The organism is Maribacter polysiphoniae (assembly GCF_003148665.1).
Classification (GTDB): Bacteria; Bacteroidota; Bacteroidia; order Flavobacteriales; family Flavobacteriaceae; genus Maribacter_A; species Maribacter_A polysiphoniae.
Window position 1 is genome coordinate 358,602 of record NZ_QGGQ01000004.1, and the last position, 17,483, is coordinate 376,084.

The 17,483-nt window shown below is 41.3% G+C and carries 11 protein-coding genes; 5 read left to right on the forward strand and 6 right to left on the reverse strand.

Annotation, left to right across the window (positions count from 1 at the left end; all coding sequences use genetic code 11):
* Positions 1-19 precede the first annotated feature (19 nt).
* The 6 genes from hpf to LX92_RS11425 all read right to left on the reverse strand — a co-directional run bounded on the left by hpf (position 20) and on the right by LX92_RS11425 (position 9,913).
* On the reverse strand, positions 20-319 hold the full coding sequence (gene hpf / locus LX92_RS11400) for a ribosome hibernation-promoting factor, HPF/YfiA family (protein WP_109650608.1): 300 nt from the start codon (positions 317-319) through the stop codon (positions 20-22).
* 377 nt (positions 320-696) lie between these two features.
* A complete protein-coding gene (locus tag LX92_RS11405) occupies positions 697-2,043 on the reverse strand; it encodes a Gfo/Idh/MocA family protein (RefSeq protein ID WP_109650610.1) in 1,347 nt (448 codons plus the stop codon).
* Positions 2,044-2,163: 120 nt separating this feature from the next.
* Positions 2,164-2,844, reverse strand: a complete 681-nt coding sequence (locus tag LX92_RS11410; RefSeq protein ID WP_223308359.1) for a sterol desaturase family protein — start codon at positions 2,842-2,844, stop codon at positions 2,164-2,166.
* Positions 2,845-3,217: 373 nt separating this feature from the next.
* Positions 3,218-5,251, reverse strand: a complete 2,034-nt coding sequence (locus LX92_RS11415) for a transketolase family protein (protein WP_109650615.1) — start codon at positions 5,249-5,251, stop codon at positions 3,218-3,220.
* A gap of 433 nt (positions 5,252-5,684) precedes the next feature.
* Positions 5,685-8,501 carry a TonB-dependent receptor gene (locus LX92_RS11420; protein WP_109650617.1) on the reverse strand — a complete coding sequence of 939 codons (2,817 nt, stop codon included), beginning with the start codon at positions 8,499-8,501 and terminating at the stop codon, positions 5,685-5,687.
* A gap of 230 nt (positions 8,502-8,731) precedes the next feature.
* On the reverse strand, positions 8,732-9,913 hold the full coding sequence (locus tag LX92_RS11425; RefSeq protein ID WP_109650805.1) for an aldose epimerase family protein: 1,182 nt from the start codon (positions 9,911-9,913) through the stop codon (positions 8,732-8,734).
* A 657-nt stretch (positions 9,914-10,570) separates the two neighbouring features.
* Here LX92_RS11425 and LX92_RS11430 point away from each other — a divergent pair.
* The 5 genes from LX92_RS11430 (at position 10,571) to LX92_RS11455 (ending at position 17,409) form a co-directional block, all read left to right on the forward strand.
* A complete protein-coding gene (locus LX92_RS11430) occupies positions 10,571-12,004 on the forward strand; it encodes a TolC family protein (protein ID WP_170117835.1) in 1,434 nt (477 codons plus the stop codon).
* A gap of 8 nt (positions 12,005-12,012) precedes the next feature.
* Positions 12,013-12,987, forward strand: a complete 975-nt coding sequence (locus LX92_RS11435; protein ID WP_109650621.1) for an HlyD family secretion protein — start codon at positions 12,013-12,015, stop codon at positions 12,985-12,987.
* 5 nt (positions 12,988-12,992) lie between these two features.
* Positions 12,993-14,180, forward strand: a complete 1,188-nt coding sequence (locus LX92_RS11440; protein WP_109650623.1) for an ABC transporter permease — start codon at positions 12,993-12,995, stop codon at positions 14,178-14,180.
* Positions 14,177-15,382 (forward strand): ABC transporter permease, encoded by a 1,206-nt coding sequence (locus LX92_RS11445; RefSeq protein WP_109650625.1) that lies wholly within the window; start codon positions 14,177-14,179, stop codon positions 15,380-15,382. The genes LX92_RS11440 and LX92_RS11445 overlap by 4 nt, the downstream gene beginning before the upstream one ends.
* Positions 15,383-15,819: 437 nt before the next feature.
* Positions 15,820-17,409 (forward strand): sulfatase family protein, encoded by a 1,590-nt coding sequence (locus LX92_RS11455; RefSeq protein WP_109650807.1) that lies wholly within the window; start codon positions 15,820-15,822, stop codon positions 17,407-17,409.
* Positions 17,410-17,483: the final 74 nt, after the last annotated feature.

A 17,483-nucleotide genomic window follows, 5' to 3' on the forward strand; every position in this document is an offset into this window, starting at 1 on the left:
AAGGTTTATACAATTGGTATTAACGCTTATTCATAACGGCTTTTCTCTTGTTCAATTGTTTTTCAAGGTCTTTAATGGTATTTGCTGCCGCTTTCTCAAAATCATCCTCATTAGATCTTGCAAAAATCCGGGGTCCAGGGGCACTGAGTTCCATTTCACATATTTTACCCTTACCCGTGGGATCATTTTCTTGCTTAAAATAAACTTCCGCCCGTATTACCCATTCAAATTTTGCAGCAAGGCGATTCAATTTAACGGTTATTAATTCATTCATTGCTTCACTGGTAGGCATTTGAACATATTGAATGTTGATTGTCATAGTATATATGGTTTTAAGATTTACATAAAGCTATGATTTTTACAAAAATGAAACCATGACAAATATCATTATACCAAAATAAAACACAAGGTATACTTAATGATTTCCGTCCAATTGGTACCCTGCCTGGTTTACATTGTGCCTATGATCACACACAAATCATTTTCGCCCTGTAAAGAGGAGTTTCCAGCTTCGTTTGTCCGTATTCCCTAAAAAATCCTCCGGTGGGTCATGGACCAAAAATATACTTGAGCCCCAGCATTTTAAGGGTTATTTAAATGGAATCCGTAGACATCATCCCAGCCACAAAAAAGAATTGTCCCTACCAAAAGCAGGGACAATCGTAACATTTTACAGCATATAGGATGATGGTTACCCTACATTACAACAGTCTTGCCTGGCATAGGTATATTGTAACTGCCGTCTGCATTCGGCAGTACCGGTGCAGGTGAGGCCCAGGTCAATTCGTCGGGAACCAATTTCAATTCTGATTTCATAGCCTCTTCCCATGTGATAATCTGTCCGGAATAAGTGGCCATTCGTCCTATGATGGCACTCATGGTACTGTTCGCCCCATTTTCGGCATTACTGATTACCCCTCCACTCCTAATGGATGCAAACAACTTATCATGTTCCACTTGGTAAGGATTGGGATCGTCCTTGCCCCTATGGTTGAATATAGCGTTCCCGTCCCAATCTTTCATTTCCACATTATCACCTGCCGTTGAAACAGTTCCTTTCGTTCCTTGGAAGAACTCTGCGACCCTTCGCATCGTATCAGGTTGATGCCTGCACTGACTTGCGACCACAGCCCCACTTGGATAGGTATATTCAACAAAATGATGGTCAAAAATCTCCCCATGGTCTTTACCGGTCCTTACCTGTCTTCCTCCCATACCTTGGGCAGAAATAGGGGTTTCCCCAATGAACCAATTTGCCACATCAATATTATGTATATGTTGCTCCAGAATATGATCCCCACACAACCAATTAAAATAATACCAATTACGCATTTGATATTCCAATTCGGATTGCCCAGGTTGTCGCTCCCGTACCCAAACGCCAGAACTGTTCCAATATACTTGCCCGGAAACTATCTTACCTATCTTGTTTTGTTTCAATTGCTCTAAAGCGGCCAAATAACTCGATTGGTAATGTCTTTGAAGGCCAACGACCACGTTCAACTTATTCGCTTTAGCTTTTTTTGCCGCTGCCAAGACCTTGCGAACACCGGGTACATCGGTAGCCACAGGTTTTTCCATAAATACATGTTTACCTGCATCAATGGCATACTCAAAATGTTGGGGCCTAAATCCAGGAGGTGTGGCCAAGATAACCACATCGGCAAGATCAATTGCCTTTTTGGCTGCGTCAAAACCCACAAATTGATGTTCTTCCTTTACATTAACCTTTTTGGTCTCTCCCATTTCCTTGGAAATATTCATGAGACTACTTTTAAGCCTATCCTCAAAAGCGTCTGCCATGGCAACCAACTCAATATTTTCATCTGCTCTCAGTGCCTGTACAGCGGCCCCTGTTCCACGGCCACCACATCCTACCAAGGCAATTTTCAATTTCTTTTCATTGAATACATTCACCATGGCATCCATCTGAAACGTCGGCAATACCAATGCTCCGGAAATCAAAGCGGTGTTTTTGACAAAAGTTCTCCTAGAATTCGTACTACTTAGCATTGTTTTCTTTTGGCTACTTGTTTTTTTCATACTATCGGTTTAATTAATACGGTCGGTAATGCTTTTATAAAGCATTGTTCAATTTAATCATAAAAAGCTTTGAAATGAACATATTAGCCCTGTTTTTTAAAGGCTTTACCTCAAAAAACATCATATCTCCATATTATTCTTTTTGTAAATAAATGGCACTTTCAATTGATACAGGATATCATTTGATTTATCGTCATCCAAAATATCCAAGCCATATACGATGTCTTTGGGATTATGGTACACAAAGGTGCCAAATGCCCTATCCCAGAGTGAGAAGATGTTACCGTAATTGGTATCGGTCCAAGGCACTTTATGATGGTGGTGGAATTTATGCGTATTTGGTGAAATAAAAACCAGGCTAATAATCTTATCCAACCAAATCGGTAGGCTTATGTTGGCGTGGGAAAAGTACGTGAACAAAATAGTCAACACCCGGTATATCACATAATACGCCAAGGGTAACCCCGCGATCACAATAGCCAGCAAGGCAAAAGTCTCCCTCATGACAAAATCTATCGGGTGATGCCGTGTACCCGATGTCACATCGATGTTGGTATCACTATGGTGCACCATATGAAACCGCCACATAAACCGTACTTTATGCAGCATAAAATGCACGACATATTGCGCTAAAAAATCCAACAGCATAATGGCCAGGACCAATTCTACCCATACAGGGAATTCGACCAAGTTCAATAATCCGAATTCATTTTCCTCCAACCAGTTGAAAACACCCAGGGTGGCCAGACCGAAGAGAACATTGATCAAAATCGTTGAAGAGAGTAAAATTAAATTTGGCATAGCATGCGCCCATTTTTTATAATGGAATCTCCTGAGGGGATAAGCCCCTTCAAACAGCCAGAAAACCGTTAACAGACCTATAATCCAAATCAATTTCTGGAGGCTGGTCAAATGGGTGAAAAAATCTATGAATGCATCCATATTTGCGATGATATAGTATTGAATATTTAATTTTTAGCCTCAATATAATTCAAAAAACCAAAAAAATAATCAATTTACTGCATATTAATAGATACACATACCTTATCCGCATTAGAAATAGCCCATACCCCTAAAAAAATGAAATAGGAAACAAAAAAAGCGGCCTGGATTTATGATCCAAGCCGCTTTACAATTATATTTCCTGATTTTTAGGGCGATATACGCTTTAGGATTACTTCTTCAAGAAGTCCAAAACTTCGTTATATACCTTTTCCCCCGTGAATCCGAATTTATCATCCAACACTTTTGCAGGTGCCGAATATCCGAAATGGTCCAATCCGAAAACCTTACCATTGGGACCAACCAAAGCCTCTAGGTTTACGGGTAATCCGGCTGTAAGTCCAAAAACAGGAACCCCCTCAGGAATAACACTGCTTTGGTAAGCCTTAGGCTGTAGTCTAAAAATACCTTCAGACGGAATGGATGCTATGTTTATTTTTAAATTCTTTCTTTCTTCCAGCAATTGCGCAGCTTCGATCAATGTGGATACTTCCGAACCATTGGCTACCAAAACCACATCCGGGTTTGGTGTTTCCTTCACCAAATACCCTCCTTTTTCAGCTTCCAATGCCTCGGTATATCGAGATCCCGTTTGGGCAGGTACATCCTTGATCCCTTGTCTGGAAAGGATCAACCCTGTAGGTGTTTTTGAGTTTTCCATAGCCATTTTCCAAGCAACGCTGGTTTCTTGGGAATCGGCTGGACGCAAAGCAACAAAACTAGGGTCACCACTATGGTTTTTCAATTTTTCCAATAAACGAATCTGGGCCTCTTGTTCAACAGGTTGGTGTGTTGGACCGTCTTCCCCTACCCTGAAGGCATCATGGGTCCATACGAACTTCACAGGCAACTCCTGGATACAACTTAATCGTATTGCGGGTTTCATATAATCCGAGAATACAAAGAAGGTAGCCACGACAGGAATAACCCCACCATGTAAGGCTATACCGTTTGCCAAGGAGGTCATGGTCAACTCTGCCACCCCGGCTTGTAAGAACGCCCCTGAGAAATCCCCTTTTTTCAAGGCATAGGATTTCTTCAAGAACCCATCGGTCTTATCACTATTCGATAAATCCGCGGAAGAAACGATCATATTCTCAACATTTTCAGCCAAATAAGCCAAAACATTTGAAGATGCTGCCCGTGTAGCGAGTCCGTCTTTATGTGCAACCGATTCAAAATCCAACTTTGGCAATTCACCGGAAAGAAAACGATCCAATTTAGCGGCCAATTCCTTATTCTCCTTTCTCCATGCGTCGATTTCACTCTTTTTCTCCTGGGCATCGGCTTTCTTTCTGGCCACTATACCCTTATAAAACTCTTTTACCTCAGCTTTTATCTCAAAAGGATCGCTGGGATCGACACCGAGATTCAACAATGTCTTTTCATAATCCGCACCAGTGTGTCCGATGGGCTGTCCGTGTAATTCGCAATGGCCTTCGAACATACTACCGTCAGCCGTAACGCAACCTTTGCCCATTATTGTTTTACCAATGATCAAAGTAGGCCGCTCAGTTTCGGCATTTGCCTCAGTCAATGCTTTTCTGATCGCATCGTGGTCGTGACCGTCAATAGTGATTACTTTCCAACCCCACGCCTTATATTTCATTTCGGTATCCTCTGAGGTTACCTGATCGGTCATTGTGGATAATTGAACATCATTGGAGTCATAGAACATAATAAAGTTATTCAGGCCTAAATGCCCTGCAATCCTACCTGCTCCTTGGGAAATCTCTTCTTGTACCCCCCCATCGGAAATAAAACCATATATTTTATGGTTCATCCAATTGCCAAAACGGGCCTGAAGGAACTTCGCAGCCACAGCTGCCCCAACACCCATGGTATGCCCCTGTCCCAATGGACCGGATGTGTTTTCTATACCTCTTGCAACATCAACTTCAGGGTGTCCTGGAGTAATCGAACCCCACTGTCTGAAATTCGCGACATCATCCTTACCATAATTACCCAACAAATAGTATTGGGCATACATTAGGGTTGACAAATGACCTGCATCCATAAAGAAACGATCTCTAAAGGGCCAAGTCATATCACTTGGGTCATAGTTGAAAAACTCTGAATATAGGATATGCATGAAATCGGCGCCTCCCATTGGACCACCTGGGTGTCCCGAATTTGCCTTTTCAACCATAGCCACTGCCAGAGCCCTTATATTATCAGCCGATTGCAGATTAATTTCTTTGTCCATTTGATGTTTTTTCTAAGAATTATCAGTTTATCTTTTTATCTCAAATTTTTGCTAAAAAATTCGCACAAATCTAACTTTTTTTATTGTTTTACTGATTAATATACCCGTAAAAACTGTTTTTTTTAATATTCACAACAAGAGCCTCTTTTTTTGTGCAATCCGTAGGCCTATAGTTTATTATGCCTTTGGCCGTTCGCCCCAATCCATGGATTTCATATAACGATTTCGTATTTTTATGTATTACCTAAATAGGTAATAAGGTAAAAGCTTGGTATTCGGTATATTGTGGTACAGGAAAGCTATTCACTTTTGTGGTGAAGGTCTTTACCTCCCCTTGGGACCCATGGGGTATTCAACGTGAAACTGATGTAAAGACCGGCCATATGAAAATCCGATGTTCCTTGATAACCCCTTATTAGACCACCAGCAAAACCTAGAACTTATAATCCAAGCTCAAATAAGTACCCCTGGGCAATACCGGAACAACAATAAAACTTGCATCTGGATTCGCTTGAATATAGTCCGCAGTAGCGCTATTGGCACTAGCCCCAAAATTATTGGGACCATAGAAATTGGCAAGCCCCCCAGAATTGAAAAGATTGTTGACCTCTAGGTGTGCAGAAAGGTTGTTGTTGATTTGAAAGCCCACTCCTGTATTAAAAATACTATAAGCAGGTAATTGAAAGGCATTTGCAACGTTTCCTTCCCGTTCCCCCATAAAATGCCACCTATAATAGCCGTTCCATTTATCCTTGTTATACGCAACCCCTAAGTTGAACATTATTTTGGGATTGAATGCCAAGGTGTTCCCCGAATAATCCAAAACAACATCATCTGACCTATCCACGGAATCCGAAGCGTCATAAACCGTCCATTGCGTAGCTTTTGCATTTTGCAACGCCCCATTAAAAGTGAATGCAAGATATGAAAGTGGTGTATAGGCACTTTCCCATTCTATACCAACCGTACGTGAATCATTGAACTGTACCGGGGCGTAAAACACACTACCATCATCGGGGTCAAATTGAAAATCCGCAATACCTATGTTCCTCAATTGGCTCCAAAATGCTGTTGCCATAACGGAAAATTGGTTGGTTTGCCCCTTAAAGCCCATTTCCAACTGGTTGATTTCCTGCACCTGTCCTTTTTGATTGATGGGCACCCCGGAAAAATTATTGAAATAATAATTCAATTCCGGTGCCTTATTACCCGAAGAGAAACGGCCGAAAATACTGGTATGGTCATTGACCGCATAATTCAATGCCGTTGAATAGGACAAATAATCATACTTAAAATCGAAACTATCCCGTTCGCCCGAAGGCATTAAAATACCATTGTCATAATCCGTTATTGGATTACCGTCATATCCGCCTTCCCTTTCAAAAGGAACCGCCTGATCTTTGCTTCCTTTATGACCCATGGATTCATATCGCAATCCGATATCAATATGTAAACGATCGGACAATTTCCATCGGTCATTCGCAAAAAATGCGACCTGCGCCACGTCAGCCCTGGCATTATCGAAAAATAAGCCCCCGTAATTGCTTAACCCATTTGAATCGGAAAGGGCAATCACAGGTTGACCTGGATTTTCAAGGGTTACCTGTAACATCCGGGGATTGGGTTCATAGGTCACATAACCAAAACTGCCTTGGGTAAAAAGGGATGTATTGGAGAACCCCAATCCCAAACCAAAGGTAATATCATGATTATCAGTCAATTTACGAATGGTCATTTTATTCATCCATTCATCACTCTTGTTCTGTTTCAACCAAGAAGCCGTACCCATAATCGCATCATAAGGCAATGTGCCTGTTCCTATATATGCAAAGGATTCCCCCGATAAAATGCCACTATTGTCCAAACGCGCCAATTCCTCTTCAGAAACCGCATCATTAAAAACCACCTGACCTACCGGAAATTGGGCTCCTGAAATGAAATACGCCAAAGGATCGTCCAAAGAAACGAATGCATTGCTAATGGCCGTTTGCCAATTGGCACTCTTATGGGAATATTTTAGATTGAAACGTACGGACCAATCCATTCCTAAATCCTGTAAAAATTCAACACCGAAGGCCTTATCCTGGGCATGAACACCTTGGGAAGGGTCAAAACGATTCGTAGCGCCCTCACTCAATCTTCTTCCATCGGGAACATCGGCAGAAAAGGCAGGCATCAATAGAGCCGTAGTATTAAAATCCTGACCATAGGCTGCTACGGGGTCATCCCAATTCTTAGCGGCCACCCCAGTATATCTGTTTGTAAAATCATCCAACAACTTACCGTAGAATTTAATAAATCCTTTTTCATGTTTTTTCATAAGGTTGAATCGCAATTGTCCACCTTTACTGAAAGTGAAGTCGGTATTCCTGGCCCCTTCATCCTTACGGTAATGCCCACCAATATTGAAAAACCAATGGTTACCCATCGGCCCTCCAAACCTACCATCGATCCTGGACATGGGATTATTGTCCCCTTGTAGTCCCCCCTGAATTCGAATTTCACCTCCAAAAACATCACTAGGGCCTTTTGAAATAAAGTTATAAATACCTCCAGGGGCATTTAGGGCCGTTATTGCGGCACTCCCCCCCCGTATGGCCTCTACCCTATCGGTATAAATATCCGTTCGATGAAAGATATCAGGTCCGTAATAGGAATGTTGCACCAAACTTACCGGTAACCCGTCTTCTTGAAGCGAAACATAATACCATCCCATATCATCCTCCGCAGAAGCCGATATACCCCTTGTATAGACCTTGGTGAAAACTTCTCCTGCAGACGCATCTGTAAAAGTCCCTGGAATTGCCTGTAATAAATTTGCTGTCCCCCCTAAAACCCTATGTTTTAAACCATCGGCTTCCAAGGTGCTAATCGCTGTAGAAGAGGAAAGCTTGCTACGGGGTTCAAAAGTTCCGGTTACCACAACCGTTCGTAGGGCCAGAATATCGTCTTTCAATACGATGTCTACATGAACATCATCCGTATTTATCCCTATTTTTTCTACATAGCCCTTCGTTCCCAAATAAGATATAGACAACAGATATTCGCCGGATTTCAAGTTGGATAATTCAAATTCACCCTGGTCATTCGTAGTGGTGGAATAACTCCCTGGAACAAGTTTAACATGAGCCCCTACATAGGGCTGACCCGCTTTATCTTCCACTACCCCCCTAATACTGTATTGGGCGGATACCCTGTTGTGGGCCAATAATACCACGAATAAAAAAAAAGGAAATAAGACTTTAGGCATTTTTATGTTTTCTAAGAAGCCAAATATAGTATAAACCTTAACTATTTTCTAAAGAAACAACGCCTTAAAGAGGGAGTCAACCGATGACGTCCCAATCGCTAAAACCCCTTTAGTTTTTCCATCCCTTTTGCCCTTTTTCCAAAAAGCAATCGTTGGCAACCCTAAATCAGCATCGTTGCCAACCACCAATAGGAGGTTTTTCGGATTTTCTTTTCTTTGGATAACCTTTTTTATTTGATTCCGAACTTAAAGTAGGTAGCCGTGGAATATTTTTCTCCCGGATTCAAGGTTACGGAAGGAAAATCGGGCTGGTTTGGTGAATCGGGATAATGTTGGGTTTCCAAACAAAGTCCACTTCTTTTACCGAAAGTACCCCCATCCGGTCTTGGAAGTGTGCCATCCAAGAAATTTCCTGTGTACAATTGAACCCCTGGTTCGGTAGTGGCCACTTCCATAACCCTTCCCGTTTCCGGATCATATACTTTAGCCACTGTTCTTAAACCTGTATCTTGACCCTTTAACACCCAGCAATGGTCATATCCGCCACCTTTGTTAATTTGATCATTATCAGCATTGATATCCCTTCCTATTGGCTTGGGGGACCTGAAATCAAATGGTGTCCCAGCTACATCCATAAGTTCCCCTGTAGGAATCAGGTTTTCATCGACAGGAACCAGTTGATCCGCTTCCAATGAAACTTCATGATCCATTATGGTTTTTGAGAAATCCCCAGAGAGGTTAAAATAGGAATGTTGGGTCAGGTTCACCACAGTAGGTTGATCCGTAGTAGCCTCATAAGCTACTTGCAAGGTATTGTCTTTGGTAAGTGTATAGGTGACGGTAGTCTTGAGATTCCCCGGGAAGCCCTCTTCCATATCCGTACTCAGATAACCCAATTTTAATATCGCATTTTCATTTTCAGCCGTTGCTTCCTCTTTCCAAACCACTTTATCAAATCCTTTTAGCCCCCCGTGCAAATTGTTTGGGCCATTATTTGCTGCCAAGTTATATTCCTTTCCATTCAATGAAAATTTGGCGTTTGCGATTCTGTTACCATATCTACCGACCAATGCCCCAAAAAAAGGATTTTCCTTTTCGTACTGTTCCAAAGTATCAAACCCCAAGACCACATTACTAAACTTTCCATCTCGATCCGGAACGGACAATCCCGTAATCCGGCCACCATAGGTTATGATATCCACTTCCATTCCATTTGTATTCCTTAACGTATAAAGCTCTACGGTCTTACCCTCCGAGGTAGTGCCATAATCCTTTTTAGTGACGGTAGCTTTTGATTTCTGTTCCATAGGATCTTTTATGTTTTCTTTTTGGATTTTATTCTTACAACTTACACCAACAAAGGTCATTGCTATAGTCAACAAAAGGAAATAAATACATTTTGATTTTCTCATAACTTTTTGTCCATTATACACAGTTGACCTTGCGGAGACTGGGGGCCATAAACCCGGTCCCAATCCTTAAGCTATTCGTGAATAGCCCAAAAAAACACCCGTATCCCAAATAAGGATGTTTTCAAGGAATCCTCAGTTTCCTCCGGTTGCAATAAAGAAAAGATCGCAGCTTAAACTGCAATCTTTTCCAAACAAATTCCAAATTACAGTTATGTAATTTTAATTCAGCAACTCTTAAAAAGTGTATTTGTTACACATTTAAAAGTAATAAAGTTTTCTATATGAACAAGTATCGAATCGATAATATTTTTATTTCCGGTTATTTTATGATGAGCTTTAAATAAACTAAATACAATTCCATAATTTTGTCCTTTAATTAAAAAATAGGGATGATTATTCCTTAAGGGGACAAAAAACCAATAACCGTTACCAACCGGACCTTATACTTACCCTCATTATGAAGACCCCCGTATATTAGGGTATCAAGACATATTCTTATATGGAAGGATAATCAAAAAACTAGAATTTTTATGACTTATGTCATAAATAGTACTAGCATATCGAGGGAACTTTGTATCGAAAATTTTAGATATACATTTTTACTGTCAGATGAGTATTTGGATGAAAAAAATATCGAACATCCCATTCAAAATAATCATGATGTTAATCATCGTGATTCCCTTTACCTCTTATGTGAACGGACAAGAACGGGAAATCAGTCTTTCCGAGGCATTGGATTTAAGCTACAACAACAATGAGCAAATCAAGCGTTACTCGGAACGCGTAAAGCAAAAAACCTATGAGGACAATGCGGCTAAGGGCAATTTTATGCCGTCTGTAAATCTTATAGGTGGCTATACGTACCTTAGTGAGAATATAGAGGTGAACTCTTCCCAAATGTCGAGCTCTTTAGACCAATTGGGTGGTAAATACAATGCGGCTTTTGTGCAAGCCTATGGCGAACAGATCGGTCTGTCGGGTGTTAGTGCCGAAAGTGCATTCAGCACTATGGTCAGTGTTTTAGGACAATTCCCTGATTACACCAATATGATTATCGATAATCAGGAATATGTGACCGCAGCATTGACCGCTACCCAACCTTTATTTACGGGAGGAAAAATAATAGCTGCAAAAAAATATGCCAAAGCCGAATTACAATCTGCCGATATAGAGCTTAAACAGGTTAAGGATGAAATAGCCAATGAACTTATTGAGCGCTATCTGAATGTAGTATTGCTCAAACAGGTTATCAAAGTACGTGAGCAGGTTTATGACGGTATGCTAAAACACAAAGAACAAGCTGAACGCGCCATACAGCTAGAGATTCTTCCCAAACATGTTTTATTACGGGCACAGGTTGCCGTGGCCGATGCTGAGAAAGACCTAAATAATGAGCGTAATAAAATGCAATTGGCAGAAATGGCGTTGCGTTCCACAATGAACGTACCCGATTCGGTTCAATTCAAGGTTATGGACAGTATCGCATATCGGGATATTTACCTCGATTTTGATGCCCTCTTAAATACCGCATATGCCCAACAGCCCATATTGGAATTGATCAATCAGAAGGAAGTAATGGCCAAACAGGCCCATGCTATTGAAAAATCAAAGTTTATGCCCAATGTGGCGGCATTTGGTAGCTATAATATGTTTCGAGAGGATTTACCCATAATTCCACCTAAATTTATGGTCGGTGTACAGGCGCAGATCAATATTTTCAATGGGTTTAAGGACATCAACAAGCTTAAAGCCAGTAAACATCTGCAAATGGAAGTGGCAAACGCAAAAGAATACGCTACACAGCAAATCCACTTACTGGTAAAAAGCAACTATACCAACGCCCTGAATCAGCAAAAACTCTACAATAGCCATATCACCACGGTTGAGCTGGCCAAGGAGAACCTAAGGATAAACAAACGACGGTTTGAAGAAGGCATTGGCAAGTCCATTGATGTTATCGATGCCTCTTTATTATATGAAAAATCGAAAGTGGAACAATTGGTGGCCTTGGATGGTTATTTTAAAGCCATTGCCAATCTATATACAGCCATAGGGGAGCCAGAAAAAGTAATTCAAATCATTAGTAAATAAGCATCATCGTGAAAAAAGCACATATCACATTAGCCATTCCGGTACTTGTCATCCTGTTTTCAATTGTATACTTTATCATTCGCGCAAGTTCTTCCAATCCTGAAATATATACAGGTATCTTGGAAACCACAGAGGTAAATGTGTCTTCCGAAATTCCGGGAAGGGTAAATACCATTGTGGTCGAGAAAGGGCAAACAGTTGATAAAGGTCAGTTATTGGCCACCTTGGAGCCCGACGTCCTCGACGCGAAAAAAGGTCAGGCCGAGGGTATGGTAAAGGCTGCCCGCTCTTTGGTTGAAAAAGCGGAATTCGGTGCAAGGACAGAGGAAATAAATGCTCTAAAAAACCAGTATCAAATGGCTAAAAGCCAATTTGATTTTGCCGAAAAAACCTATAAAAGATATAAAGCCCTATACGCGGACAGTATTATTTCCAAACAGGAAATGGACGAGCTTCAATTTAAATATGACGCCGCCAAGGAACAAATGAACGCCGCCAAATCCATATGGGAAATGGCCAAAAGCGGTGCCCGTAAGGAGGACATTAAAGCGGCCTACGGAAGTTATGAAAGTGCCAAGGGTGCTTATCAGGAAGTTGAGGCTTTCTACGATGAACTAAAAATCATCGCCCCCACTGCAGGAATCATCAGTAACCAGATAGCTGAGGAAGGAGAGGTTATGGCGGCCGGTTACCCCATACTGACCATACAAAGACCGGAAAAAATCTATGCGATTTTCAATGTAAGGGAAGATGATCTGGCCGATTTTAAGAAAGACAATATATATACGGCAAAAGTACCTGGTTTGGGTAACGAGGAAGTCAAATTCAAAGTGACCTATATCTCGCCTATGGCAGATTTTGCCACTTGGGTTCCTGTAAAGGCCAAGGGGGAATATGAGCTGAAGACCTTTGAAGTACACCTGAAACCCCAAGACCGTATAGAAGAGCTTCGCCCAGGTATGTCCATTCAGATTTACAAATAATCAATATGCTCAAGAATTGGCCTGTATATCGTGTTTTTAAACGTGAAATGCTGCGGTTGGCACGGCTGAAATCAGCACGGAATCTATTTATCATTATTCCGTTGGTCGTGTTTCTTCTACTCGGTTCAATTTACTATAAAGGAGCACTTAGGGAGGTTCCCGTTGCGGTATACGATAACGACAATAGCACTTTGAGTCGTACGTATATCCGTTTTTTGGAGTCTTCCCCCAATCTAAAGGTCACCCATTACCTATCATCATCTGACGCCATTGAGAATGCCTTTGTTGAAAAAGGGGTTCAGGGTGTGTTTTATATCCCTAAGGATTTCCATAAAAACATCCTAAAAAACGTACCTACACAGATACGGATATATACGAATTCCACAAACATTGTTTTCGGGAACCTGTTGTACAAAACCGCATTACAGGTTACCCAAACCCTAAGTGGGGCCATCGTGGCTAAACGAATTGCCCCTTTGGGCATAAATCCGAACAAAATTCTAGGTACCGTATTGCCCATTAACATAAATACAAGGGTTTTGGGAAACCCGCAATATAATTATGTGTATTATCTGTTACCCGGCTTAACCACCGTTTTATTACAAATGATCATTTTCCTAGCCGCCGCCAGGGCTTTCAACCTCGAATGGAAAAACAACACTTATCAGGAATTGTTTACCCTCGCCAGAGGAAGCATCCCTAGCATGATATTGGGCAAATATTTTGCTTTTATGGTATATTCCCTCGGTTTGTCCGGATTGACATTCGCCATCATATTCCCTATTTTTGGGATTCCCATCTACGGGAACATAGGCTCACTACTTCTATTATTATTGCTTTTTATCACCGTTAGTATTATAATGGGATTCGGATTGTCCCTAATGGTCAAGGATGAAATCATCGCCCTTGATGCGGCCATATTCTACAATTCGCCCGCCTTTGTGTTCAGCGGATTCACCTTTCCGATCTGGGCAATGCCTTGGCCCAATACCGTGTATGCCGAAATAATACCCTATACCCATTTCCTTACGGCTTTTCTAAAGTTATATCAACTGGATACGTCACTGAACTTTATTTTACCAGAGGTTTTGAAACTCCTATTATTCCTATTCTGTGGGATACTCATGATCGCGATAGGACTCTTGATCAATAGAAAATCTATTTTTCTTTCCCCAAAGACTGCTGCGTTATGAACCTAAGACTTATTTTGACATTAATTATAAAGGAAGCTGAACAGGTTATCAAAGACCATAGTATCCTTTTGGTTTTATTCATTGCACCCATACTCTATTTTGTGATGATGGGGTCAACCTACATCAAGAAGGATGAGGAAAAAGTCAGTGTGGGGGTTGTGGACATGGACCTGACAAAGAGTAGTAAGTCATTCCTGAATAAGGTCAATGCGACACAAAAGGTCGATATCACCCATGTGTACAACAGTCTTCCCGAAGCCAAGATCGGAATGTCAAAATTTGAGATTCAGGGAATCATTAGTATACCCCGTGATTTTGAAAAAAAACTCAAAAAGAACGAAAGCTCCCCTATTGGACTAATTCTGAACAATACGAAATTCCTGTCCTCAAACGACATTAACAAGGCGGTGAATCTTGTGACAATGGATTACGCCCTAGAATCGCGACAAAAGTATTTTGAGTCCAAAGGCATAAATCCGACGTTTGCTGAAATAAAGGCCAATCCGATAACCACACAGGTAAATGGGGTGTACAATCCGACCAATAATTATGGGAACTTTCTATTGCCTGCCCTTTTGGTGCTTATTCTACACCAAACATTACTCATTGGGCTATCGGAAAGTATCGCTTCAGACCGTAAGAAAGGCTTGATGAAGGTTGGCTTTGAAACGAGTAAGAATAACTTTCTAACTTATATCACAGGTAAATTAGGCTTTCATCTATTCTTATATTCGGCATATTTGCTGTTTACTTTTTTAGTTGCCTTTCCATATTTCGACCTACCCATCAAAGGTGATTTCCTCACGCTGATTTTTGTTTCGCTGGTCTTCTTCATGGCAACACTTCTGTACGGCTGGTTTATCTCGACTTTCTTCAGTTCACAAGCCGTTGCGATGGAAATTATGGCCTTTACATCTTATCCTGTATTCTTGGTTACGGGTATTACGTGGTCTATAAGTGATATGCCCCTGTTTCTACAGTTCATCTCGAACCTTCTCCCTCTAAAACCTTTTTTTGTTTTTATAAAAAGACATGCCATTATGGGAGTGGATGCCTACCTGTATAGCCATGAGGTCATTCAACTATTGCTCCTCTTACTACTTGGATACGTAGCAGCATTTTTAAGGTTCCGATATCTTCAGAAAAAATCAATGCAGATAAAACCTATGGTTTCTGGCACCCTTGATCAAAACGGGATATAAATATTCAAGTACAACCGGGTATTTTACAATCTATGGATACCATGGCATTCTATTTTTTTAATTTCGGCAGGCTTACTTTTTATCGTAAAACCCTTAAAGCCCCAAAAGTGCATTCCTTGCCAACGTGCGTGGGTAAATTGCACAGCCAAAGAATCCATAAAGGAAGGCAGCTACCAAAATTGAGGGAAAGGTGGCCTCTTTTTAATGATTTCGATGCCTTGGCATTATGCAGACATGAACTTATTATTCCAACACCTAGAAACCCTCTTAATTTGACGGTATTTGAATTTTCCTTATGGTTAATGGCAGTGTCGTTAAAAGAAAAATAATAAATGTTTTTGCGTGTGCGCCTTCAAAATTGTTGGTATATTATCTCTTCAAAAGTTACTTTGAAAATACCGAAAAAAAATGACCAAATTACTTTAAAATTCAAAACTATGACCCACAAAAATTATGGATTCCCAATATTTACCCTTCTTGCCTTTTTGGCAATAAGTTGTAAAAATAAAAGCACGGAAATCCATAAATCCATGGAATTACCAAAAAAACCCAATATCGTACTTATTTATGCCGATGATCTAGGCTATGGCGATATAAGTCCATATGGCTCCATTGGTCTTCAAACCCCTTATTTGGATTCCTTGGCCACGGAGAGTATTGTATTCCGAAACGCCTATGCAACCGCAGCGACCTGTACACCTTCCCGTTATTCCCTATTAACGGGTAATTACGCTTGGCGAAAGAAAGGGACCGGTGTTGCAAAGGGAGATGAGTCCCTCTTGATCGATACGGCTAGTACAACCTTACCTTCCGTTTTAAAATCTGCTGGATATGAAACCGGTATCGTGGGCAAATGGCATTTGGGTCTTGGAGGCATAGGAGGTCCCGATTGGAATGGAAAAATAGCCCCTGGACCTTTGGAAATTGGGTTCGATTACTCATATATCATCCCAGCGACCGGAGATCGTGTTCCCTGTGTTTTTGTTGAAAATCACAATATTGTGAATCTAGACCCTAACGATCTTATTCAAGTCGATTACAAAGAAAAGGTTGGGGATTGGCCAACGGGCAAGGAAAACCCCGAACTGTTAAAAATGAAACCTTCACAAGGCCATGACAACACCATTGTAAACGGCATAAGTCGTATTGGCTGGATGACGGGAGGACGTGCCGCACTTTGGGACGATGAGACCATCGCCCAGCAATTGGTTAAAAAGTCGACCGACTTTATCGCATCGAATAAAGACGAACCTTTTTTCCTTTATCTCTCTACCCACGATATCCATGTACCAAGGGCTCCCAATAAAATGTTCCAAGGTAAAAGCGGTCTGGGACCCAGGGGCGACGTAATCCTGCAATTGGATTGGACTGTGGGTCAAATAATGTCCTTCCTTAGACAACAAGATCTTATGGACAACACCATAGTAATCTTTTCTAGCGACAACGGCCCGGTAGTGGACGATGGATACTATGACCAAGCAAGGGAACTCATTGGAGACCATAAACCAACAGGTGATTTAAGGGGCGGTAAATACAGTTCCCTTGAAGGAGGGGCCAAAATCCCATTGATTGTAAGGTGGCCAGATGGGAAGGGCAAAGGAACCGTTTCCAACGCCATGATCAGCCAAGTGGATTTCTTGAAATCCTTTGGCCGCTTGGCAGGGGTAGATAAAATCCAAAATGATGTAATCGATAGCCAGGACCGATTAGACGTTTTATTGGGCGACAACAAGGTTGGCAGAAATTCATTGGTCCAAGAAAGTTTTGAAGGGCCCTTATCCTATATTGATGGTAATTGGAAGTATATTGCACCGCACGACGGCCCTAAATTGGTTCCGTGGGGACCAAAGATCGAGACAGGATTCGAGCCCAACCAACAACTATACAATTTGAAAGAAGATTCTGGGGAGTCCAATAATCTTGCTGATAAATTCCCGGAGAAGACAGCGGAAATGGAAAAGAAACTAGCGGCCATCCTAAAAAATTCCTTTACGAACAAACTGGAGGTACATGTTGAGCAATATTAAAATCGATTTTTAGTGTAGCAAAGGACACGTTCCCGCAACCGCATAAGGTATAAAATAACGAGGGTTTGACTTTT